The sequence below is a fragment of the Micromonospora sp. LH3U1 genome (assembly GCF_028475105.1).
Classification (GTDB): domain Bacteria; phylum Actinomycetota; class Actinomycetes; order Mycobacteriales; family Micromonosporaceae; genus Micromonospora.
This window is the reverse complement of the sequence record NZ_CP116936.1, coordinates 6,970,731-6,993,103: the sequence shown is the minus strand read 5'-3', so window position 1 is coordinate 6,993,103 and position 22,373 is coordinate 6,970,731. Positions and strand designations below refer to the sequence as shown.

Annotated in this window: 20 protein-coding genes; 2 read left to right on the top strand and 18 right to left on the bottom strand. The window is 70.4% G+C overall.

The genetic code is table 11. The annotated features are described in order from the left end of the window. Nucleotides 1–86 precede the first annotated feature (86 nt). The 6 genes from PCA76_RS32130 to PCA76_RS32105 all read right to left on the bottom strand — a co-directional run bounded on the left by PCA76_RS32130 (nt 87) and on the right by PCA76_RS32105 (nt 6,876). Nucleotides 87–1,136: an LCP family protein gene (locus tag PCA76_RS32130; RefSeq protein ID WP_272614263.1), complete on the bottom strand. Its 1,050-nt coding sequence runs from the start codon at nt 1,134–1,136 to the stop codon at nt 87–89. Nucleotides 1,137–1,543: 407 nt separating this feature from the next. Further along, nucleotides 1,544–2,770 (bottom strand): LCP family protein, encoded by a 1,227-nt coding sequence (locus PCA76_RS32125; protein ID WP_272614262.1) that lies wholly within the window; start codon nt 2,768–2,770, stop codon nt 1,544–1,546. A 76-nt stretch (nt 2,771–2,846) separates the two neighbouring features. Beyond that, on the bottom strand, nt 2,847–3,824 hold the full coding sequence (locus PCA76_RS32120) for an NAD-dependent epimerase/dehydratase family protein (protein ID WP_272614261.1): 978 nt from the start codon (nt 3,822–3,824) through the stop codon (nt 2,847–2,849). 90 nt (nt 3,825–3,914) lie between these two features. Continuing rightward, nucleotides 3,915–5,606 (bottom strand): solute symporter family protein, encoded by a 1,692-nt coding sequence (locus tag PCA76_RS32115; RefSeq protein ID WP_272614260.1) that lies wholly within the window; start codon nt 5,604–5,606, stop codon nt 3,915–3,917. Beyond that, nucleotides 5,584–5,949, bottom strand: coding sequence for a DUF485 domain-containing protein (locus PCA76_RS32110; protein WP_272614259.1), 366 nt, complete (start codon nt 5,947–5,949; stop codon nt 5,584–5,586). The genes PCA76_RS32115 and PCA76_RS32110 overlap by 23 nt, the downstream gene beginning before the upstream one ends. Nucleotides 5,950–6,123: 174 nt before the next feature. Next, on the bottom strand, nt 6,124–6,876 hold the full coding sequence (locus PCA76_RS32105; RefSeq protein WP_272619787.1) for a flavin reductase family protein: 753 nt from the start codon (nt 6,874–6,876) through the stop codon (nt 6,124–6,126). A 469-nt stretch (nt 6,877–7,345) separates the two neighbouring features. Here PCA76_RS32105 and PCA76_RS32100 point away from each other — a divergent pair, with 469 nt between their 5' ends. Then, nucleotides 7,346–8,131, top strand: coding sequence for a helix-turn-helix domain-containing protein (locus tag PCA76_RS32100; protein WP_272614258.1), 786 nt, complete (start codon nt 7,346–7,348; stop codon nt 8,129–8,131). After that, nucleotides 8,128–8,334, top strand: coding sequence for a DUF397 domain-containing protein (locus PCA76_RS32095; protein ID WP_272614257.1), 207 nt, complete (start codon nt 8,128–8,130; stop codon nt 8,332–8,334). Before PCA76_RS32100 ends, PCA76_RS32095 begins: the two co-directional genes overlap by 4 nt. On the opposite strand, the gene PCA76_RS32090 is transcribed toward PCA76_RS32095, so the two are convergent. From PCA76_RS32090 to PCA76_RS32035, 12 genes are all read right to left on the bottom strand, one after another. Next, the gene (locus PCA76_RS32090) at nt 8,331–10,034 is read right to left on the bottom strand and encodes an ABC transporter permease (protein ID WP_442930183.1); all 1,704 of its coding nucleotides are present in this window, start codon (nt 10,032–10,034) and stop codon (nt 8,331–8,333) included. The two genes, PCA76_RS32095 and PCA76_RS32090, sit on opposite strands and share 4 nt — an antisense overlap. Then, entirely contained in the window at nt 10,019–10,783 is a 765-nt protein-coding gene (locus PCA76_RS32085; RefSeq protein WP_272614256.1) for an ABC transporter ATP-binding protein, read from the bottom strand. The genes PCA76_RS32090 and PCA76_RS32085 overlap by 16 nt, the downstream gene beginning before the upstream one ends. A 339-nt stretch (nt 10,784–11,122) precedes the next feature. Further along, the gene (locus PCA76_RS32080; RefSeq protein ID WP_272614255.1) at nt 11,123–12,763 is read right to left on the bottom strand and encodes a sodium/solute symporter; all 1,641 of its coding nucleotides are present in this window, start codon (nt 12,761–12,763) and stop codon (nt 11,123–11,125) included. Nucleotide 12,764: 1 nt separating this feature from the next. Next, nucleotides 12,765–13,178 carry a hypothetical protein gene (locus PCA76_RS32075; protein WP_272614254.1) on the bottom strand — a complete coding sequence of 138 codons (414 nt, stop codon included), beginning with the start codon at nt 13,176–13,178 and terminating at the stop codon, nt 12,765–12,767. A gap of 44 nt (nt 13,179–13,222) precedes the next feature. Further along, nucleotides 13,223–14,914, bottom strand: coding sequence for a DUF4153 domain-containing protein (locus PCA76_RS32070; RefSeq protein WP_272614253.1), 1,692 nt, complete (start codon nt 14,912–14,914; stop codon nt 13,223–13,225). Then, the gene (locus PCA76_RS32065) at nt 14,911–15,984 is read right to left on the bottom strand and encodes a sensor histidine kinase (RefSeq protein ID WP_272614252.1); all 1,074 of its coding nucleotides are present in this window, start codon (nt 15,982–15,984) and stop codon (nt 14,911–14,913) included. The genes PCA76_RS32070 and PCA76_RS32065 overlap by 4 nt, the downstream gene beginning before the upstream one ends. Continuing rightward, nucleotides 15,981–16,661 carry a response regulator transcription factor gene (locus PCA76_RS32060; RefSeq protein WP_272614251.1) on the bottom strand — a complete coding sequence of 227 codons (681 nt, stop codon included), beginning with the start codon at nt 16,659–16,661 and terminating at the stop codon, nt 15,981–15,983. Before PCA76_RS32060 ends, PCA76_RS32065 begins: the two co-directional genes overlap by 4 nt. 151 nt (nt 16,662–16,812) lie before the next feature. Further along, nucleotides 16,813–17,475: a DUF5701 family protein gene (locus PCA76_RS32055; protein ID WP_272614249.1), complete on the bottom strand. Its 663-nt coding sequence runs from the start codon at nt 17,473–17,475 to the stop codon at nt 16,813–16,815. A gap of 65 nt (nt 17,476–17,540) precedes the next feature. Continuing rightward, a complete protein-coding gene (locus PCA76_RS32050; RefSeq protein ID WP_272614248.1) occupies nt 17,541–18,302 on the bottom strand; it encodes a LytR/AlgR family response regulator transcription factor in 762 nt (253 codons plus the stop codon). A gap of 31 nt (nt 18,303–18,333) precedes the next feature. After that, entirely contained in the window at nt 18,334–19,560 is a 1,227-nt protein-coding gene (locus PCA76_RS32045; RefSeq protein WP_272614247.1) for a sensor histidine kinase, read from the bottom strand. 39 nt (nt 19,561–19,599) lie between these two features. Beyond that, on the bottom strand, nt 19,600–21,171 hold the full coding sequence (locus PCA76_RS32040) for a sugar transferase (RefSeq protein ID WP_272619784.1): 1,572 nt from the start codon (nt 21,169–21,171) through the stop codon (nt 19,600–19,602). Nucleotides 21,172–21,435: 264 nt separating this feature from the next. Continuing rightward, on the bottom strand, nt 21,436–22,296 hold the full coding sequence (locus PCA76_RS32035; protein WP_272614246.1) for an Fpg/Nei family DNA glycosylase: 861 nt from the start codon (nt 22,294–22,296) through the stop codon (nt 21,436–21,438). Nucleotides 22,297–22,373: the final 77 nt, after the last annotated feature.

Genomic DNA, 22,373 nt, shown 5'->3' with positions numbered 1-22,373 from the left:
GATACGTGAAACCTACTCACGTCAGCCTACGGAGGGTGACCGGATGGTCGCCGGAGTTTGGCGACTTCCGGCGGCTGAGGGGGCCGCTACTTGCGGCTGGACATCACCTGGGGGTGGTTGTAGACGAATTCGGCGAGCTTGTCCTGCTTGAGAGCCTGGAACATCTCCAACGTCTCGGCGTTCAGGCCCTCACTGCCGTTGCCGTTGGCGTTGAAGGTGCCGCTGTTGGTCTTGAGCATGGTCAGCTCGTTCGCGGTGACGCCGCGCATGGTGAAGATGAGATTCTCGATCTTGGCACCGCCGGTGTCCAGCACGAACGCCTTGCCGGCCGCCTTCATGAGCTGGTTGAGCTTCGTCGGACTGGTCAGCATGCCGCCGTCGGTGGCCTTCTTGGCCATCGCCTTGATCAGTTGCTGCTGGTTCTGCTGCCGGTCGTAGTCGCCGTTGCGGAGGGTCTTGCGCTGCCGTGCGTAGTCCAGCGCCGCCCAGCCCTCCATCTCCTGGCAGCCCTTCTTGTGCACCACGGGCTTCATCGTCTTGCCGGTCTTCTTGGCGTCGGCGTTCCACATGGGCTTGCCGTCGACATACTTCATGTGCAGCGACGTGACCTCCTGGGTCACGCAGATCCGCACCGTGCCGAGGGCATCGATGACGCCCTTGAACCCACCGAAGTTGATGATCGCGGCACCGTCGAAGGTGACCCCGGTGAGTCGCTTGATGGTCTGCGCCATCAGCTGCGCGCCACCCTCCCAGCCGCCGCCGTTGCGGGCGCCGATCTGGAACGCGGCGTTGATCTTGTCGGTGCCACCGGCGTAGCCGCTCGCCTTGAATGCCGGAATCTGCGCCTCGGTGTCCCGCGGGATGGAGATCAGGTACGCCTGGTCGTGCGACGCCGGGATGTGCAGGATGATGATGCTGTCCGACCGGACGTCATCGGCGGCCCAGCGTTCCCGGGCGTCCACGCCGAGCAGCAGCATGTCGATCGGGCCGTCCAGGCTCGCGCCGCCCTCGGCGTCGGACTTGCCGGCCTCACCCAGCAGGTTGCGCTGCGCGATGTCGCCGGTCGCCTGCCCGATCATCACCTTGCTGCCGACGATGGCCACCCCGCTGCTGAGCATCAGCACCGCACCGAACACCACCGTCAGCCGGGCCCAGAGTGGGTCCTTGCGTTTGGTTCGCTTCTTCGACCCACCGCCACCCGCGCCACCGTCACCGCCACCGTTCCCGGGCGGGCGACCACCCGGCCCGCCGCCCGACGAGCGCGGCTGCGCTGGTATGGCCGCAGCAACCCGGCCGCTTGGCGCGGCGGACCCGGGGGACGAAGGGCGACGACTGGCCTGAACCGGCATTCGTGCTCCAGCTCGTGATCAGGAGGGGGAGGCACCACTGTACGTACATCAAATCGACTTGGCGAGTTCATCCCGGGTCAATCCGGACGTCGACTTTTTCGGATTCAGTCTATCGTCGCTGCTCGATGACCCGAACGGCCGGGTGGCCGCAGGGCCGCCGACAGCCGTGCCGGCAGGCCACCCCGCCCGTACGGTCAGCCGCCGTTGTTGCCCTTCGGCGGGTTGGCCTTGACCCAGTCCGCCATGGTGTCCGCCGACATGGCCCGGTACATGGCGAGCGCCTTCTCCCGGTCGGAGACCACCACCGACTCGCCGTTGATCGTGTCGCTGCCCGAGTTCGGGCTGGTCACGAAGGTGAGGTTCTGGCCGCGCAGGTTGCGGAACTGCAGTGCCATGTCTGTAACCGAGAAACCCTGGTCGACGGTTACGGCCGCGGTCACCGACTGGAGAAAGTCGTTGAGCTTCTTCGGGTTCGCCAGCGTGCCGGTGCTCGCCGCCTTGTCCATCAACGCCCGAAGGAACTCCTGCTGGTGCCGCATGCGGGCGAAGTCCCCGTCCGGGAACTGCTTGCGCTGCCGAATCCAGTCCAGTGCCTCCGCGCCGTCCATGTGGTTGGTGCCCTTGGTGAACGTCCGGTACGGCTTGTGGATCGAGGTGACGGTCCGCTCCACCTTCAGGTCCACCCCGCCGAGGGCGTCGGTGACCTCCTTGAAACCACCGAAGTCGATCGCCATCACGTGGTCGATCCGAACGTCGGTGAAGCACTCCACGGTACGCACCGCCAGCGGCAGCCCGCCGAACGCGAACGCCGCGTTGATCTTCGCGCGCTGGCCGGAGTCGCAGTCCGCGCCGGCGCTCTCCGGGATCGGCACGTAGAGGTCACGCGGGATGGAGACCAGGTACGCCTCCTGGTGGTCGGCCGGAATGTGCATGACGATGATCGTGTCGGCACGCCACTGACTCTTGGCGTCGACCGGCGCGTCCGGGTCCCGCGAGTCGCTACCGACCAGCAGGATGTTCAGTGCACCGTCGACGGTCTTCGCCGGTCGGCCACCGGTGATCTCCGCGAACGGGTCCGTGCGGGCCAGGTCACTGTTGAGGTTGCGGGCGTACAGCCAGGCACCCACGCTGCCGAGCAGCGCCAGCACCAGCACCGCGATCCCCGCCACGAGGGCGATCCGACCCCAACGCGGTCGGGGGCCACGCCGCCCCGACCCGCCGGCGCCACCAGGTCCGCCGGGTCCTCTCGGCCCCACCGGGCCGCCGGACCTGGGCTCCTCCTCGTCGTACGAGGGGTAGAAGCGCGTCTCGGTCGGACGGGCACGCCCGGAGGCGCCCCGATCGGGGCCAGGCACCGACGCGCGTCCGGCGCTGCGGTGCAGGTGCGGATGCGGGACGCCGGCAGACGAAGTCGCGGACATGTAACTCAGGGTACGTAGCAAGAGCCACCGCCGCCTTCAGGCGACACTCAGCGGCAGGCGGTGCGCGGTGAAACGGTTACCCTAGCCGCGCCCGGAAGTACTCGATCGTGCGTCGCAGGCCGTCTTCGGGCGCCACCGTCGGCTCGTATCCGAGCAGTTCACGGGCGAGCGTGAGATCAGGCCGACGCATCTCCGGGTCATCCGAGCTGCGGGTGACGTAGGTCACCTGCGAGGTGCTGTCGGAGAGCGACACGATCAACTCGGCGAGTTGCCGCATGGACAGCTCGTGCTCGGTGCCGCAGTTGACCGGGCCCGTTTCGGTCGAGTCGAGCAGCAGCAGGATGCCCCGCACCAGGTCCTCGACGAAACAGATGGACCGGGTCTGGTTGCCGGTGCCGTGCACGGTGATCGGCTCGCCGCGCAGCGCCTGGGAGATGAAGGTGGGGATGGCGCGGCCGTCGTCCGGACGCATCCGCGGGCCGTACGTGTTGAAGATCCGGACGATCGCCCCGTCGAGCCCGCGGTAGCGGTGGTACGCCATCGTCGCGGCCTCGGAGAAGCGCTTCGCCTCGTCGTAGACGCTGCGAACCCCGATCGGGTTGACGTTGCCCCAGTAGGTCTCGCGCTGCGGGTGCTCCTTCGGGTCCCCGTACGCCTCGGAGGTGGAGGCCATCAGGAACCGGGCGCCGTCGGCGACCGCGCGCTCCAGCAGGTGCAGGGTGCCCACCGAACCGACCCGGAGGATCTCCACCGGCAGTTGGGCGAAGTCGGTGGGGCTGGCCGGTGAGGCCATGTGCAGGATCGCGTCGAACCGCTCAGCCAGCGCTGGGTGGTGGGTCGGCAGGCCCTCGGAGAGATCCGCTTCGACGAGGGTGAAGGTTGGCCGATCCAGCAGGTGGGCGACGTTTTCCTTGGAGCCGGTCACGAAGTTGTCCAGCGCCACCACCGTGCACCCGCGAGCGATCAGGACGTCCACCAGGTGCGACGGGACGAAACCAGCCCCGCCGGTGACGAGGACGCGGTGACCGGACCCAAAGCGCTCAGCAACCTTCATACCGCTCAGCCTACCGACCCCCGAAATTGCGGAAGGGCCCCCTGTTGACGTCGCGCATCGACAGGGGGCCCTTCTTCAGAGGTGCCGCGGTCAGTGGGCGCCGGAGCCGGTGAGGGCCCGCACCTCCAGCTCCGCGTACTTCTCCTCGTCGTGCTCCTTGGAGATGACAGTGCCGATCCACCCGCACAGGAAACCGAACGGGATGGAGAGGATGCCCGGGTTCGACAGCGGGAACCACTGCCAGTCGTGGTCCGGGAACATCGAGGTCGGCGCACCCGAGACCACCGGCGAGAAGAACACCAGCAGTACGGCCGCGAGCAGACCGCCATAGATCGCCCACACCGCGCCGGAGGTGTTGAACCGCCGCCAGAAGAGGCTGTAGAGGATCGCCGGCAGGTTGCCCGAGGCGGCGACCGCGAAGGCCAGCGCCACCAGGAACGCCACGTTGAGGTTCTGCGCGTAGATCGACAGAGCGATCGACACCGCGCCGATCCCCAGGGCGGAGATCCGGGCGACCCGCACTTCCTGCCGCTCCGATGCCTCACCCCGCTTGATGACGTTCGCGTAGAAGTCGTGCGCCAGGCTGGACGAAGAGGCCAGCGTCAACCCGGCGACCACGGCAAGGATGGTGGCGAAGGCGACCGCCGCGATGATCGCCAGCAGAGCCGCCCCACCGAGTTCGCCGCCGAAGAAGTCGATCCCGAGCGCTTCGGCCAACTGCGGCGCGGCGGTGTTGCCGGCCTTGTCCTGCGCGGTGATCGCCTCGCTGCCCACCAGCGCCGCCGCACCGAAGCCCAGGGCCAGGGTGAGCAGGTAGAAGGTGCCGATGATGCCGATCGCCCAGAGCACGCTCTTACGGGCCGCCCTCGCGGTCGGCACGGTGTAGAAGCGGATCAGGATGTGCGGCAGACCGGCAGTGCCGAGCACCAGGGCGATACCCAGGGACAGCAGGTCGACCTTGTTGTAGAAGGTCTGTGTCGAGTTGCCGGCGACCTCGACGCCGTACCGCAGCCCGGGTTCGAGGAACGCGCTGCCCTTGCCGGAGGCCGCGGCCGCCTGGCCGAGCAGCTCCGACAGGTTGAAGTTGAACTTCGCCAGCACCAGCACGGTCATCACCAGCGCGCCGCCCATGAGCAGGAACGCCTTGACGATCTGTACGTAGGTGGTGCCCTTCATGCCGCCCACGGTGACGTAGATGATCATCAGGGTGCCGACCATGATGATGGTGGCCACCTTCGCGGTGGCCGCGTCCATGCCGAGGAAGGTCGTCCCCGGCCGGATGCCGAGCAGCAGCGCGACCAGCGCGCCGGCACCCACCATCTGCGCGAGCAGGTAGAAGATCGACACCGTGATGGTGGAGACCGCCGCCGCCGTACGCACCGGACGCTGACGCATCCGGAAGGCCAGCACGTCGGCCATCGTGTACCGGCCAGAGTTCCGCAGCAGCTCCGCGACCAGCAGCAGGGCCACCAGCCACGCGACCAGGAACCCGATCGAGTAGAGGAAGCCGTCGTAGCCGTAGAGCGCGATGATGCCGGCGATGCCGAGGAACGAGGCGGCCGACATGTAGTCGCCACCGATCGCCATGCCGTTCTGGAATCCGGTGAAGGAACGGCCGCCCGCGTAGAAGTCGGTCGCCGTCTTGGTCTGCCGGCTGGCCCAGATGGTGATGGCCAGGGTCACCGCCACGAAGACCAGGAAGAGCGTGATGGTCAGGTTGCGGGCGGTGTGGTTGCCCGCCTCGGCCGCGAGGAACGTCTCAACCGCGAGGACCTTGCTCATGGGTCACCTCCCCGATCTCGGTGCGGATCCGGTCGGCGATTGGGTCGATCTTCCGGTCCGCGTACCGGGAGTAGAGCCAGGCGATCAGGAACGTGGAGACGAACTGGAGCAGGCCGAAGACCAGCGCGACGTTGATGTTGCTGTCGAACAGTCTCGTGCCCATGAAGTCCCGGGCGTACGCGGAGAGAATGACGTAGAGCGCATACCACAGGAAGAACGCGACGGTCATCGGGAAGACGAAGCCGCGCAACGCACGCCGCAGCCCGGCGAACTCGTCCGACCGTTGCACGGCCAGGTACTTGTCCGACTGGGAAGCGGCCGGAGCGGGTGTGTCCGTGGACATCTGTGGATCACCACCTTCGCAGGCATCAGAGGAGTTTCGCGCACCGTAAAAGGCGCACTCCCAGCAAGGAAGGCTGAGATCGACACCGGTCAGCAAGTGCGCCGAGCGGTTGGCTGGCTGCGCCAAGTGACCCAGGTCACTCCGGTGACCGGTTGGTCTGGGAGGCCCGTCCGTTCAGCCCGGCAGCTCGTGATATCGACCGCGATAGTGCAGCAGCGGAGCGGCCTCCTCGGCCAGGTCGACCGCCTCGACGGTGGCCTCCACCAGCAGTGCCCAGCCGTACTCCCGGGCGGTGTCCAGTCGGCACCCGGCCCAGCCGCCGGCGTCCGCCGGGACCGGACCGTACGGCGTCTCGATCCACGCGCCGGTGGCGAAGAGCCCGCCCGGGGCGGGGAAGAGGCCGGCGAACCGGTCAGCGAGTTGCCGGTGCGGCGGGCCGAGTGGCGCGACCGCGAACCGGCCCGCCTCCTCTACGGCCGCCCAGAGGTCGGACTCCGGGTCGATCAGCCCGAGCAGCCGGTCCGGTTCCCCCTCGGCCACCAGCGTGGACGAGACGGTCAGCCCGGCCGGGCCAGGCGCGGTCCACAGGGTCACCGGTGCGGCGAGCCGACCACGCAGACGACGTACCGGTGATCGCTGCCCGGTCGGCACCGCGAACGGATCAGTGTGGTGGATCTCGGCACCCGGCTCATGATTCACGTGAAACATTGTGCCGCCCCGGCCCCGCGCCCAACCCAGGAAGCGCTCGTGCAGGTCGGTGGGTCGCCCGTTGAGGCGGGCGAGTTGATCGCCCGCCTCCGCCATCGCCGAGCCCAGGTAGACCAGCAGCGCCACGCGGTCGTGTCGGTACTCGGCGAGCAGCGCCAGCCGCGCCGGCTGGCATGGCCAGAGCGCGCCGCAGCCCCGACACCGCCAGAGCGGGCGCATCGGCAGGTGTGGGCGGCTCACCACCGCTCTCCGGTCGACCGTGTCGGCGGAGCCGGCCGGCCGCCGTTCGCCCGCCAGGCCTGCGCCGGGGTCAGCCACCCGGCCCGGCCCGGTCGCGGCATGGCCACCGTCGGGCCGTTCGCCCACGCGGGTGGCTGATTCGGCGGGCCCGCCGACCGCTCCGATCCGGTCGCGCCCGGCACCGCCGCCGCAACCCTGCTTTTGCGGTACGACCACCGCGCCCCGTTCCTGCCGCGAATGAACCCGAACATTGCTGATCTCCTCCCGGTCAACGGGGCCGCCCCGATCGGGGGATGACCGGGGCGGCCCCGAACGCAGGACCGGACGCCGGGACGTCGCCTCCACCGGCCGGGCCGCGTGTCATCCACCCTGGACGGAGAGGCGCGGACAGGGGAGGATGCCAGGGCTTACTACACAGCGGGGTCACGTACTTACCGGAGAGGTAAGGATGAACGTCGAAATGTGGGTGCGGGCGTTGAAGGCCGCCCGGGCCGGTGCCGAGGTGTCCCAGGAGGCACTGGCGACCCTCACCAAGTGGAGCCCGTCCACGGTGGCTGCCATCGAGACCGGCCGACGCCGACCGACCATGGAGTTCGCGGTCGCCGCCGACGAGGCCCTGGCGACCGGCGGCCTCCTAGCCGAACTCCTCAAGGCTGCGGACCAGGAGCGCGGTCCATCCTGGTTCGTCCCGTGGCGGGGATATGAGCAGCAGGCGACGCGCCTACGAGCCTTCGAGGCATGCCTCGTGCCCGGCCTCCTGCAGACCGAGGAGTATGCCCGCGCCGTTATCTCGGCAGGTGGACTGCATCCGCCGGATGTGGTCGACGAACTTGTTGCGGTTCGTTTGGAACGCCAACTGTTGCTGTCCCGGGATATGCCACCGTATTGCGTTTTCCTCGTGGACGAGATGGGCCTTCACCGTCCGGTGGGCGGCCCCGCCGTGCTCAATGCCCAGCTCGGCCGACTGCTTGAGGCGGCAGATCTGCCGTTCGTCCGGTTGCACGTCATCCCACTGAGCGTCGGTGAGCATGTCGGCCTTGGCGGTGGGTTCGTGTGCGCCGATTTGCCCGACGGGGACAGGGTTCTCTACCTGGAGAATGCCGCTCGCGGACACGTCATGGATGACCCCGAAATGATCGGATTGATTGATCTCAAATGGGATAGTCTGCTCGGCGAAGCGCTCTCCACAAACGCCTCAATCGATCTGATCCGGAAGCTGAAGGTGACGCCATGACGATGAACGAGCCACGCTGGCGCACGTCCACCCGGTCGACCGACTCCGGCGGCAACTGCGTCGAGGTGGCGGACAACCTGCCCGGTGTCGTCCTGGTTCGGGACAGCAAGGATCGCTCCGGACCGGCCCTCTCCTTCGCTCCGGCCGCTTGGCGTGGCTTCATCGCTGACACTGCCCAGGCCCCCAGCCGATACGCCGGTTAGCGGCGCGGGGTGACCGTGGCCAGCAGTTCCGGCTGACGACGGTCCAGCACGTCGCCGGCCAGGTACGCACCCAGCAGCGCCGCCCCCAGCCCGTACGCCGCGCCGACCGGTAGAGCCAGCCAGAGCCAGGCGTCACCGAGCAGCGCCGCGGCCACCACCATCGGCACCGCGGCGACCGCCGAGGCGAACATGGCCAGCAGGGTGAGTAGCCCCTTCGCCACGCCGGCACCGCTGTTCATCGCGAACGGGTTGCTCGTCTCCGGCAGCGAGTACGCCCCGAGCACCGAGACCAGGCTGTTCACCGCGAGCCCGGCACCATAGGTGGCGGCGAGGCCGCCGGCCGTGAGCCCGATCCATCCCGGTCGGCCGAGCAGCAACGACAGCACCACCGCGACGAAGGCCAGCATCGGCAGCACGTACAGCGAGAAGGCCGTCATTCGCGCGCGCAGCTCGACCCGGCCGGGCACCCCGGCCACGACGTTCGCGGCGTACGCGCTGCCGTCGAAGCCGAACTGGTTGGCGAGGGTGACCGCGGCGAGCACGCCCACGAAGAGCATGGAGATGGTGACCAGGACCGGTGAGCTGTCGCTGGCACTCGTCGTCAGATCCGGCCCGTCCCCGGCCACGAACCCCGCGCCGCCCAGGTTGATCATTACTGGCACGAAGATGCCGACCACCGCGATCGTGATCAGGTTGGCCCGGCGGCGAGCGTCCCGCCACCAGTAACGGGCCTCCCGGGCGACCATGGCACCGAACCGGTCACGACGGGCCCAACCGGCGACCCGGGGGAACAGTTGGGCGACCGCCCCACCCGTAACTCCGCGCAGCGTCGGGGCCTTGCCAGTGCTCGCCGCCCCCACCATCGCCGACTCGAGCGACCGCGACCACCAGACCAGCAGGGCACCGAGTGCCACCACCGTGATCAGCAACTTGATCGGCGCGGCCCAGACCCGGCCCTGGGCCACGTCGATGCCGGCGGTCCACGGTGCGCCGAACGGCGTCCAGCCGATCACGGTCGCCACACCGGTCAGCCGGGCCCAGTCCGCCTCCCGCAACGCGGCGAGGCCGAAGACCTGCAACGGGCCGAGTAGTGCGGCGGTCACCGCCAGCAGCACGGCCGCCAGGTCGCGTACCCGGCGGGAACGCAACATGGTGGCGAAGGCGCTGGTCACCGCCCGGCTGGCAGCCACGCAGAGCAGCAGCCCGGCGATCACGCCGACGACGGCGACCAACCCCGCCGACCAACCGCCCAGAGACAGGGCGGTGAACACCAGCCCGAACGACGCGACCAGCACCGCCAGCACCGGCACGCTGATCAGAGCCGCGACGAACAGGCCGGTCACCAACGTGCGGCGGGGCAGCGGCAGCAGCGCGAACCGGGCCGGGTCCAGAGTCTCGTCCACACCGAAGAAGACCAGCGGCAGGAGTAGCCAACCGAGCACCAGCAGCCCGCCACCCGCCGCCGCGACCAGCACCGCGTACTGGCCGTCGCCGGTCAGGCCGGGCGCGGCAAAGAGGAAGAAGCCACTGACGGCGAACCAGAGCCCGACCAGCCCACCACCGATGAACAGGGCGATCCGCCAGCCCTGGCCCCGGAAGTTGTTGCCCATCACCCGCAGCTTGAGCCGCACGAAGTGCCGAGCGGAGACCGTACGCACGGGTGCCGCGGGTGTGACGGTCGCGCTCACCGGGAGAGCCACGACAGCTCATCGCCGGTCGCGGTGCGTCCGCCGACCACCTCGACGAAGACCTGCTCCAACGAGCGGTCGCCGCGAACGTCACCGATCGTCCCGACCCGCTTGATGGTGCCACCGGCCAGGATGGCCACGTGCGAGCAGAGCCGCTCGACGACCTCCATCACGTGACTGGAGAAGACCACGGTGCCGCCGCCGGACGCGTACCTGGTGAGGATGTCCCGGATCAGCGCGGCGGAGACCGGGTCGACCGCCTCGAACGGCTCATCCAACACCAGCACCCGAGGGCCGTGCAGCAACGCGCAGGCCAGGCCGATCTTCTTCTTCATGCCCGCCGAGTAGTCCACCACCAGCGTCCGACCGGCGTCGCCGAGCGCCAGCACGTCCAGCAGTTCCGCAGCCCGCTGGTCGACGACCGCCGGGTCCATCCCCCGCAACAACCCGTTGTACGCCAGCAGCTCCGCCCCGGTCAGCCGGTCGAACAGGCGGACCCCGTCCGGCATCACGCCGAGCAGCCGCTTGGCGGTGACCGGGTCCCGCCAGACGTCGTGGCCGAGCACCCAGGCCGAACCGGCGTCCGGCCGCAACAGCCCGACCGCCATCGACAGGGTGGTGGTCTTGCCGGCGCCGTTCGGACCGAGTAGGCCGTAGAAGGAGCCGGCGGGGACGTCCAGGTCGACGCCGGCCACCGCGATCGTGCCGTCGAACCGCTTGGCCAGGCCACGCAGTGCGAGCGCGGGGTGCTCAACAGTCATGCGCCGACGTTATCCGCCGATCGCCAGTTCTGCCGTCCGGCAACGGGCGGACCTGCCGTCATCCCCGAGGCGGATGGCACCGCTGGTGTCTTGGAATGTCCGGTGCGGTCTGGACGGCACCGAGTTCTGGCGCGTCCGGAAGGGGCATGCACCTACGCATCTCCCTTTGCTCTGCTTCAGCGGAGGCAACACCGCGCGTCCGATATCCGGACACCGGGTGTTGCCTCCGCTGAAGCAGAGCAAAGGAGAACCCGAACACCCCCGCCACCAGAGGATGCGCAGTGATCAGGCGCTCGCCGAGCCGGCCGCCGCCACCGCCGCCGCCTTAACGGCACCCCTCTACAGGCGGAGGGCTTCGGGTGTGTGCAGGCGGAGCATGATGGCCGCGACGTCGGCGGGGGCCCGTCGGCGGGTCGCCATCGACACCGCGACCATCACGGTGAAGGCCAGCGGCACCGTCCAGGCGGCCGGCTGCGTGGTGAGCGTGCTCGGCCAACCGGACAGCGGCGGGCCGAGCACGGTGACCAGCACCGCGCCGATCGCCGCCCCGCCACCGACCAGCACCCCGGCGGCGGCGCCCAGATCGGTCAGCCCTCGCCACCAGATGCCGAGCACCAGCAGTGGGCAGAAGCTCGACGCGGCGACCGCGAAGGCCAGCCCGACGACCTGCGACACGTCAAGCCCGGAGACGTGCAGCGCCAGCACCGTCGGCACAGCTCCGGCGATCACCGTGGCCAGCCGGAAGCCCCGCACCGACCCTCGGCCGAGCACATCCGTCGAGATCACGCCGGCGACGCTGGTCAGCAGCCCGGACGAGGTGGAGAGGAAGGCCGCGAACGCGCCCGCCGAGACCAGTGCGGCGAGCAGCCGCCCGACTGTCCCGTCGCCGAGGGCCGCGCCGGGCAGCAACACCACCACCGCGTCGGTCTGCCCGCTGACCAGCAGTTGCGGGGTGTAGATCCGGCCGAGCACCCCGTACAGCGTGGGCAGCAGGTAGAAGGCGCCGACCAGGGCCAGCACGACCAGGGTGGTCCGGCGTGCCGCCGCGCCGTCCGGGTTGGTGTAGAAGCGGACCAGCACATGCGGCAGGCCCATGGTGCCCAGGAACGTGGCCAGGATCAGCGAGTACGTGGCGAACAGCCCTCGGTCGTCGTCACCCGCAGCGCTGGGCAGCAACCAGTCGCTGGCGTCGGTGGCTACTCCGGACACCTCCGGCACCGGGTCACCGGCCGCGAAGGTCAACTCGTCGCCGGGGCGTACCTCCCGGATGTCACCGTCGGGCAGGGTGAGGGTCGCGCGGTGCTCGACCACGACGGTGGTCGCGGCCCGGAACGTCGGCCCGTCGGGCGGGGTCACCGCGGGGCGGCCGTCGGCCTGCCACTGCAGCGCCAGGAAGATCACCGGTACGGCGAGCGCGGTCAGCTTGAGCCAGTATTGAAAAGCCTGCACGAAGGTGATCGCCCGCATCCCGCCCAGCGCCACGTTCGCGGTGACCACGGTGGCCACCAGCAAGGCACCGAGTGGGTACGGGGAGCCGGCCACCGTGGCCAGGGTCAGCCCCGCGCCCTGGAGTTGCGGCACCAGGTACAGCCAACCGATGAAGATCACGAACGCGGTGGCCAGGATGCGGAGCCGGCGGGACCCGAGCCGCAGCTCGCAGAAGTCGGGCAGGGTGAACGCGCCCGAGCGGCGCAGCGGCGCCGCCACGAAGAGCAGCAGGGCCAGGTAACCAGCGGCGAACCCGACCGGATACCAGAGCACGTCCACGCCGTACTTGAGGACCAGCCCGGCGATTCCGAGGAAACTCGCCGCCGACAGGTATTCCCCGCCGATGGCCGCGGCGTTCCACGTCGGACTGATCGCCCGGGACGCGACCAGGAAGTCGGACGTGGTCCTGGCCATCCGCAGTCCGTAGAAGCCGATCCCGACGGTGACCAGGGTGACCGCGACGATGGCCGGGACCACGAAGTCGTTGCCCACCTCAGTGCTCCGGCCGCTGCACCAGGTCGGTGAAGTCCTGCTCGTTGCGCTCGGCCAGCCGCACGTACGCCCAGCCCACCCCGATCAGGAAGGGGAAGGAGGCCACCCCCAGCAGCAGCCACGGCAGGTTGACGCCGGCGACGGTGGTCCGGCCGAGCGAGGGTGCGATGGCGAACAGCCAGGGCAGCCCGCCCAACCCGATGGCCACCACCAGGGAGAGCCGCAAGGCCAGCGCGAGTTGGGCCCGGACCAGGCCACGGACCAGCGCCTCGCCGACCTGGGTCTGCTGGGCCAACTCGGCGCGGGTCCGCTCGGCGCGGGTGTCCTGCCGGGTGATCTCGGCCAGCACGATCCGGGTCCGCCGGGGCGGCGGTACCGCACCGCCCGACCCCACGTCAGGGATTTGCTTGGCCACCCCGGCAGTCTCACCCGCCGTACGCGATTGTCAAGCGTTCGCGCTCACCAGCGCCGCAGACCGGGACAGTCCGTGATGCTGCCGCTCACCGGGACCGAGTCGAGCGCCCGTCGGGCCCGCTCCCTGCCGAGGTTCGTCGCCCAGAAGCCGTCCCGGGGCAGCTCGGCGGCGATCTCCCCCAGCGCGCAGGAGCGCATCGGCTCGGGCAGCCGACCCAGCGCCGGTACGGCGTCGGCCGACAGCCCGGACAGGTAGCCGACGTCCAAGCGGCCGGTCTCCAGATACCGGTCGACGTTCCGATCGGCGATCAGGCGATCCGGGTTGACCAGGGCCAACCCGAGCAGCGCCAACACCGCTGTGCCGACCACCAACCGGGGGAGCCAGTCGGCCCGCAGCCGCACCACGGCCACCCCGACCAGGACGAAGAGCAGCCCGAGCCAGAGCTCGACGGTCGACACGACGAGCCGCAGTCGAGTGGCCCCGTACGCGTCGGCGTAGACCTGCATCCGGTAGAGCGCCGAGGCGACGATCACCAGACTGAGCGCGGTGAGCGTGCCGAGCAGTACGCGGACCAGCAGCCGGTCCGCCCGGGTGGCCTTCGGCGCCCGGCGGGCGGCGATCGCGATCACCAACAGGGTGAGCGCGGTGACGGCGAGCAGTTGCCAGAACCCGCCGCGGGCGTACTGGGCGTAGGTGAGCCCGGCCGTGCGCAGCACGTGCCCCGCGCCGCCGAACAACACCGTCAGCTGGACCAGCACGAACACGGCGAACAGGGCGTCGAGCAACACCAGCGGGAGGGTCCACTCCAGCCGGTGAGCTGGCCGCGACGGTGCCGGCCGCAGGCCCTCCAGGTCGGGTGGACGGCTGACCAGGTACGCGCCGCCGAGCAGACCACCGCCGATCAGGAGCAGACGCATCAACCAGCCGATCACACCGCCCAGCGAGATGTCGGGCAGCAGACCGCCGACCAGGCCGGCGAAGACCGCGTCGGCGGAGGAGAAGAGCAGCCCGAACAGCGTCAGCAGGACGGCGGACATCGCCAGGCTGGTCAGGATGCGCCCGAACCCGATCCCCGACCCCGCCGGGCGGGTGGTGCGCACTCCGCGTACCGCCCACGGGAGCGCCCGTACCGTCGCGGCCGGCGGCAGCGTCGCGGCGACCAGCATCCCGAGCGGGCTTCGCCCGCCGGTCACCGCGAGTGTCCCGGTCACCGCCGCCGCGAGCAGGCAGAGGACGAAGAGCCAGCCAGCGGCCCGGACAGTGCCGACGGCGACCAACGCGACCGTCGCGGCGGCCCAGGCGGCCTGCGCCACCCGCCCCGGTGCCCCCGTGGCACCGGGACGGGCGGGTACGGCGCCGGATGCGGTCGGCGTGGTGCGGTCCGCGACCGGGGAGGACGTCCCGGACCGGATGACTCCGGCGGTGACGAGGGCGGCGGTGCCGGCCAGCGCGGCCACCAACCAGCCGAGGCCCGGACGAACCATCGTGAGCGCCGAGGCGCCGACGACTGCCGCCGCCGTCAGCGCCGCCAGCACCATCGGACGGGCGGCGCCGGACGGTCCCGGCCAGCGCCGCGCGATCATCGACGGTGGCCGGGGCAGGGCTGGTGCGGCCGGAGAGGCTTGGGGTCGAGCCGCCGTCGCCGGTGCGGCCGGGCCGGGCCGGACCGTTGGGGCGACCTGCGGCGGCCCGGTCGGCCCGGTGGCCGGAAGTGGGGTACTGCCAGGGCTGGTCATGCGGCCTCTTCTCGGTATGGCCTGTCGCACGGGATGGTGACCTGGATGCGGCAGCCGGGCCGGTCACCCCGGTGTGGTCCGGCGGGATCGAGGACACCGATCTGACCGCCGTGCAGTTCGACGACCCACCGGGCGATGGCCAGGCCGAGCCCGGTCCCGCCGCCCGCCGACCGGTCGCCGCGGGTGAAACGCTCGAACACCCGGGAACGCTCGTCCGGTGGAATGCCCTGGCCCTCGTCGCTCACCTCGAAGCGGAGCTGGTCGCCGTGTTCCTCGGCGCTCACCCGCACGGTGCCGCCGGGTGGGCTGTGTCGCGCCGCGTTGTCGAGCAGGTTCGCGAAAACCTGGTGCAGCCGCCACGGGTCCGCGTGGACCGTCAGCGGAGCCGGCAGGTCGCGGAGCTGGAAGTGCACGTCCAGGCCTGCGCCGGAAGCGCTGGCCGTGGCGTGCTCCACCGCCTCGTCGAGGAAGTCCCCCACGTCCATGCGTACCCGCCGCAGCGGCACCACCCCGGCGTCGAGGCGGGACAGGTCGAGCAGGTCGGCGACGAGGTGCCCGAGCCGCTCGGTCTGGGCCAACGCCGAGCGCAGCGCCGCGGGTTCCGGGTCGGCCACCCCGTCCACCATGTTCTCCAGCACGCCCTGCAACGCGGTGATCGGCGTACGCAGCTCGTGCGAGACGTTGGCGATCAGCTCGCGTCGGCGCTGGTCGGCGGCGTGCAGATCCTCGGCCATCTTGTTGAACGCCTGGGCCAGCTCGCCGACCTCGTCGCGGGAGGTGGCACGCACCCGACGCGTGTAGTCGCCACGGGCCATTGCGCCGGCCGCCGCCGTCATCTCCCGCAACGGCGAGGTCATGCCGTGGGCGAGCACCTGCGAGGTGACCAGCGCGATGCAGATGACCGTGATCGACGTACCCGGCGGGAGCCAACCGATGCCGTACCAGAAGTAGCCGATGGCCACGGCCCAGGAGGCGACCAGAAGGACGCCGAGCTTCATCTTGATCGAGCGGACCGGGTCGAGCGGACGGGGGAGCACCCGATCCAGCCAGTCCGCCAGCCGGTCGATCACGCGGGCACCTCCAGGGCGTACCCGACGCCGTGGACTGTCCGGATCAGGTCGGCGCCGAGCTTGCGCCGTAACGCCTTCACGTGGCTGTCCACCGTGCGGGTGCCGCTCCCGTCGCCCCATCCCCAGACATCGGCGAGCAACCGTTCCCGGGGAAGCACCGTGCGGGGTCGCCCCGCGAGGTGGACCAGCAGGTCGAACTCGGTCGGGGTGAGGTGTACGTCCACGCCGCCCCGGCGGACCCGTCGCTCGGCCTCGTTGATCTCGATGTCGCCGAGGCGGATGGCGGGCGGCGCGGGAGTGGCGGCGGCCCGCTCCATCCGACGCAACAGGACGTGCACCCGGGCGGCCAGTTCCCGCATCGAGAACGGCTTCGTGAGGTAGTCGTCCGCGCCGACCGCCAGCCCCACCAGCAGGTCGGTCTCGTCGTCCCGGGCGGTGAGCATCAGCACCGGCACCGGCCGGTCGGCCTGGATCCGGCGGCACACCTCCAGGCCGTCGAAGCCGGGCAGCATCACGTCGAGGACGACGAGATCCGGCTGCCCGGCGTGGAACTGCGCGACCGCGCTGGGCCCGTCCGCCGCGATCTCCACCGTGAAACCCTCGGCCCGTAATCGGGCGGCGATGGACTCGGCGATGGTCCGTTCGTCCTCGACCACCAGTACCCGGCGTTCTTTCATGGGTCCCGACTGTAGGGAGCCGCCGTGGAGATCAGTGGGTCGCGTTGTGAATAACCTGTGGAGAACCGGTCACGCCTGTGGATAACTCCGGACTGACCGCCTCGCACGGAAAGAGTTCAGTGCGGGTGGCTCGATCATGGCGCGGCGCCTGTCAGTCCAGGCCGATGCGCTCTGGTCGGGCCGAGGCGGAGCCGAGCCAGGTGTGCGGGTTGCCGTACCAGCACCAGCCCAGCTTCGGTGCGCCCTGACTGATCCAGAGCGCCGGCACCCGCTTGTCGCCGCACCGGGAGCCGACGAGCGAGAAGCACCGGTTGCTCGCGAGCGCGGCCGGGTGCAGCGTGATGAAGGCGAGACCCTCGTCGATGGTGAGCGGCAGCCGACCCTGAGCGGTGATTCCCTCCATGGCCGAGGCCGGTGCCAGGTTGCGGAACTCCTCGCCCCGGTCGACGTCGAAGAGCAGGTACGCCGGCCCGGCCGGGACCTCCAACTCCTTGATCGGGTCGAAGCGGGGCAGGTCGTCCTCGGCGTAGTTCCGGTCCAGGATGCCGGGCTTGCGCTTGCCGGCCAAGGTGGTGAGTGCCAGCCGTTCCAGCACTCCGACCAGGTCGCGGGTGATGACCAGCAGGAACGGCACCCGGGCGTCGGTGGGGGCGGGCAGCCCGGCGGTGCCCTCGACCGCCCTGGTCCGCAGCGGCGTGACCAGGTCGCGGAACGTGCTCTCGGGCAGCCCGGCGAGGGCGGGGTAGCCGACCTGCACCAGTCGGTCGAGTTGACGGTCGAACTCGGTTTCGGCGTCGAACGGGGTCACGGTCACGGCGGCCTCCCGGAAGTCGTACGGACTAGCGTACAACGTACGGCGGGGGTCTTCCCATTCCCGGCTCAGCGATTCCAATCCTGCTTCGCAGCCCTGACCAGCTTGTCCTTGAGCTCCCGGGTGTGTCGCCGGCTCACCGGCAACTCGGTGGAGTCGATCACCACCACATAGCCGGAGTTGACCAGCCGCAGCTCCGCGATCAACTTCAACTGCACCAGGTACGACCGATGCACCCGAACAAAACCAGCATCGGCCCAGCGCTCCGCCAGCGTGGCCAGCGAGACCCGCACCAGGTGCGACCCCTCCGCGGTGTGCAACCGGGCGTAGTCACCCTGCGCCTCCACCCACCGCACCGCCGAGCGGGGCAGCATCCGGGTGGTGCCGGCCAACTCGATGGGGATGGTGGGGTCCTCCTCCGCGCGGGCCAGTGCCGCCGGGTGCGACGGCACCACCCGCGAGCCGATCACCCGGCGCAACGACTCGGCCAGCCGGTCGGCGCGGACCGGCTTGCGCACGTAGTCGGTGGCGCCCAGGTCGAACGCATCCACCGCGCCGTCGTCGTACGCGGTGACGAAGACGATCGCCGGCGGCCGGGCGAACCGGCGCAGCACCCGGGCCAGCTCCATCCCGTCCAGGCCGGGCATCCGGATGTCCAGGAAGACCACGTCCACGTCACCGTCACGGAGTAGCCGCAACGCCTCGGTCGCGTCCCCGGCCGTGTGCAGCCGGGCCACCCGGGGGTCAGCCCGCAGGTGGTACGCCAACTCGTCGAGCGCGGGCGGCTCGTCGTCCACCGCCAGCACCCGAAGAAAACCGGCTGCGTTCACTGCTCTGCCCCGGGTCGCACGCTGCGCTCGCTCACGATCCTGCCCGTACGCCCGGGTGGAACTTCGGCACCCGCATGCTCACCTTGGTGCCCGATCCCAGCCCGGTCTCCACGACCAGGCCGAACCGGTCCCCGAAGACCGACCGCAGCCGCTCGTCGACGTTGGAGAGGCCGACGTGCTGACCCGTGTCGTCGCCCGGGTCGCCGGTGCCGCGGGCCAGCTCGGCGATGCCGGCGGTCAGCGTGGTCGGATCCATTCCCACTCCGTCGTCCTCCACCGTGATGTGGCATTCGGCGCCCGCGTCCCGGGCCTCGATGCTCACCATGCCTGTGCCCGGCTTGCGGGACAACCCGTGGCGGACCGCGTTCTCCACCAATGGCTGCAGGCAGAGGAACGGCAGTGTCACCGGCAGCACCTCCGGTGCGATCTGTAAGCGCACCTGCAACCGGTCGCCGAACCGCGCCCGCTCGATGGTCAGGTAGCGATCGATCGACCGCAGCTCCTCGGCGAGGGTGGTGAACTCCCCGTGCGCCCGGAACGAGTACCGGGTGAACTCCGCGAACTCCAGGATCAGCTCTCGGGCCCGCTCCGGGTCGGTGCGCACGAACGAGCCGATGGCGGTCAGCGCGTTGTAGATGAAGTGCGGGCTGATCTGCGCCCGCAACGCGCGGATCTCGGCACGGGCCAACCGCTCCCGCGACGAGTCAAGCTCGGCCAGGGCGAGCTGGTTGCCGGCCCAGTGCGCGGTCTCCAGGGTGGCCTGCACCAACCCCGGTGCCGGTGGGCCGTCGGCGATCGCCACCAGCGCGCCGACGACCCGGCCGTCCGCCCCCTGCAACGGCGCGACCACGGCCCCTCGGACCGGGCAGTCGACCCGGTCGCAGTGCAGCTCCTGCTCACCGAGCACCGACGAACGCCCGGTGTCCACCGTCCGTCGGGCCGCCGCGAGCAGTTGCTCGCCGTGGTGCGTGCCGCGCCCGTCGAGGGCCAGCACCCGGTCGGCGTCGGTGAGCGCCAGCCCGGCCGCACCCACCAGGGCCCGCAGATGGCGTACGGCCTTCGCCGCGCCCGCCTCACTCAGCCCAGCCCGCAGCGGCTCGGCAGCCAGGCCGGCGGTGTGCAGCACCTCGTAGGTGGCCCGTTGGGTGGCGGTGGCGATGCCACGGCGGGCACGCAACCGCAACACCGCCAGCAGGGCTGCGGTCAGCGCGGTGACGAGTGATACGACGCCGACCACGGCGGAGAGGTTGGCGCCCACGCAGCGATCCTTGCCCCTGCGGGCCGGAAGGCCAACCCCCTAGTACGCACCCTTGCGGGCGAGCACCACCCCGACGGTGCGCCACAGGATGCTCAGGTCGTACGCGAGCGACCAGTTGTCGACGTAGTAGAGGTCCAGTCGGACCGACTCGTCCCAGGACAGGTCGGAGCGGCCGGAGACCTGCCACAGGCCGGTCATGCCGGGGCGGACCAGCAGCCGCCGCCGCACATCACCCAGGAAGTCGCCGTCGTCGGCCGGCAGCGGGCGGGGCCCGACCAGCGACATCTCACCCCAGAGCACGTTGATCAGCTGCGGCAGCTCGTCCAACGACGTGGCCCGGAGGAAGCGACCGACGGGGAAGACCCGGGGGTCCTCCTTCATCTTGAACAGCATGCCGTCGGTCTCGTTCCGGTCGACCAGGCTGGCCAACCGATCCTCGGCGTCGACGTACATGGTCCGGAACTTCCACACCCGGAACGTGCGCCCCTCGTGCCCCACCCGGGGTTGGCGGAAGAAGACCGGCCCACGGTCGGAGATCCCGATCGCCACGGCGATGCCCAGGAAGAGAGGGACCAGCAGCAGCAGGCCGAGGCCGGCGGCGACCCGGTCCATCAGATTCTTGGCCAGCAGCGCCGGCCCGGAGAGGGTCGGCTCCTCGACGTGCAGCAGCGGCAGACCCTCGATCGGTCGGATGTGCACCCGAGGGCCGGCGATGTCGGTGAGCTGCGGGGCGACCACCAGGTCGACGCCGGAGCCCTCCAGTTGCCAGGCCAGCCGGCGCAGCTCGCCCGGCTCCGCGCTGGCCGACCCGCAGACGGCGATGGTGTCGCCACCGACCTCACGAACCAGGGCCAGAACGTCGCGTCCGGCGTACACCGGAACCGGGGTCGGCATCCCGCGGGCCGCCGCGTACCCGTCGGTGATGTGGATGGCGACGGGCATCAGCCCGGCGGCCGGGCTGCGGGTGACAGCCGCGTAGACCTCCAGGCACTCGGGCAGGGTGCCGACCAGCACCATCCGGTGGGCGGCCTGACCGGCCCGCCGACGGATGTAGTGCAGTGCCCAGCGGGCCACGAACCGACCCCAGAGGATCAGCAGCGTCGCACCGACCAGCGCGGTGCCCACGGTGAACCGGGACAGCTGGGTCACGGTGGAGAAGGCGAGGAAGGAGACGCTCGCGGCCACCGTCACCGAGGCCCGGATCACCCGCTTGAACTCGTCCGGGCCAAGACCCAGATAGCGCCGGTCGTACGCCCGGTTGCTCCAGAGGATGACCACCCAGCCGAGCGGGAGCAGCAGGTAGGAGATGGTGTGGAACCAGGTCGGGTCCTGCTTCGTGCCGGAGAACCCGGAGGCAGCCTGGTCGAAGAGCTGGATCGCGATCCAGCTGGCGAACGCGGCCGCGCCGAAGTCCAGCAGCAGCAGGATCGCGATGTAGGGGCGGTGCCAGCGGGAGACACGACGTCGCGCCCGGGTCCACGCCGACCGAGGGACGCCGTTGTGTGACGGCGGCGTCGGCGGCTGGATCTCGAAGCTGTCGACGTGCCGCACGAGTCTGCTCCGGCCTTCGTTGGATACCGGGCGCTGGAGGCTTGCCGTCACCTCACCCATGTCCTCCCGCATGACACGGGCCGCTCACTCGGCGTGAGGGCCCGGGTCGCCCACCGTCCCAGTCTCCCACGCGGGCTCCGACCGGTCGCCGCCCCGAAGGAGATTGGCGACCGATGGTGCCGGCGGGATCTGGCCGGCTCCGCACCATTCCAGAAGCCGGGGACCGGGCCACTATACCGATGGATGCGCGTGTGACCAGAACGGCGGACGGGAGCTTCCGCTCAGTGAGGGCGATTCCGCTCCGTAGTCGCCGAGTGGAATTACTCACCGTACGAGACGGGACAACCGTCGGTCAGCGAGCGGCTTTCCGCCCGTCTGGCACGTTGGGCAGTACTGAAGGCTGGAATCGGCGAACGACACCTCGCGAACGGTGTCGCCACACACCGGGCAGGGCAGCCCGGTGCGGGCGTGCACCTTCAACCCGGAGCGCTTCTCGCCCTTCAGTTCGGCGGCCCGCTGACCGAGGGACCGCTCGACCGCGTCACCGAGGACCTGCCGGGTGGCCGCGTGCAGCGTGGCCATCTGGGCGTCGGTGAGCCGATCGGTGATCGCGAACGGGGACAGCTTCGCGGCGTGCAGGATCTCGTCGGAGTACGCGTTACCCACCCCCGACAGCACCGACTGGTCGGTCAGCACCCCCTTGACCTGCCCACGCCGGCCACGCAGTCGCTCGGCGAAGGTGGGCAGGTCCGCCGCGAGCGCGTCCGGACCCAGCTTGGCCACCCCGGGCACCGCCGCCAGGTCGGCGACCAGGTACGCGGCCAACTTCTTCTGGGTGCCGGCCTCGGTGAGGTCGAAGCCGGAGCCGTCATCGAGGCGTACGCGCAGCGCGATCGGGCCCTTACCGGGACGCAACGGGGTGGTGGCCGGGAACGCCTCCCGATAGTGCAGCCAGCCCGCCCGGGCCAGGTGCACCACCAGGTGCAGGTCGCCTTCGAAGAGCACATCGAGGAACTTGCCGTGTCGGCTGGCGTCGACCACCGCCCGACCGGTGACCGCGGTCGGCGCCGGTTCGTACGTCTTCAGGGCGCTGATCGCGGCGATCTCCAGCCGATCGACACGCCGCCCCACCGAGCGCTGTCGCAGGTAACCCGCGAGCGCCTCAACCTCCGGTAGTTCGGGCACCAGCCAACGGTAGCCTTCTTTCCGGTGAGCGCGAGGAATGAGCTTGCGAGTCCCGCAATCGCGAACGAAAGGCGAGC

What these genes read in the sequence shown, in the direction of transcription:
- PCA76_RS32125 (WP_272614262.1), bottom strand. Translation starts at nt 2,770, where the DNA reads ATGTCCGCGACTTCGTCTGCCGGCGTCCCGCATCCGCACCTGCACCGC.
- PCA76_RS32100 (WP_272614258.1), top strand. Translation starts at nt 7,346, where the DNA reads ATGAACGTCGAAATGTGGGTGCGGGCGTTGAAGGCCGCCCGGGCCGGT.
- PCA76_RS32105 (WP_272619787.1), bottom strand. Translation starts at nt 6,876, where the DNA reads ATGCGCCCGCTCTGGCGGTGTCGGGGCTGCGGCGCGCTCTGGCCATGC.
- PCA76_RS32085 (WP_272614256.1), bottom strand. Translation starts at nt 10,783, where the DNA reads ATGACTGTTGAGCACCCCGCGCTCGCACTGCGTGGCCTGGCCAAGCGG.
- PCA76_RS32110 (WP_272614259.1), bottom strand. Translation starts at nt 5,949, where the DNA reads ATGTCCACGGACACACCCGCTCCGGCCGCTTCCCAGTCGGACAAGTAC.
- PCA76_RS32115 (WP_272614260.1), bottom strand. Translation starts at nt 5,606, where the DNA reads ATGAGCAAGGTCCTCGCGGTTGAGACGTTCCTCGCGGCCGAGGCGGGC.
- PCA76_RS32120 (WP_272614261.1), bottom strand. Translation starts at nt 3,824, where the DNA reads ATGAAGGTTGCTGAGCGCTTTGGGTCCGGTCACCGCGTCCTCGTCACC.
- PCA76_RS32040 (WP_272619784.1), bottom strand. Translation starts at nt 21,171, where the DNA reads ATGGGTGAGGTGACGGCAAGCCTCCAGCGCCCGGTATCCAACGAAGGC.
- PCA76_RS32060 (WP_272614251.1), bottom strand. Translation starts at nt 16,661, where the DNA reads ATGAAAGAACGCCGGGTACTGGTGGTCGAGGACGAACGGACCATCGCC.
- PCA76_RS32095 (WP_272614257.1), top strand. Translation starts at nt 8,128, where the DNA reads ATGACGATGAACGAGCCACGCTGGCGCACGTCCACCCGGTCGACCGAC.
- PCA76_RS32070 (WP_272614253.1), bottom strand. Translation starts at nt 14,914, where the DNA reads ATGACCAGCCCTGGCAGTACCCCACTTCCGGCCACCGGGCCGACCGGG.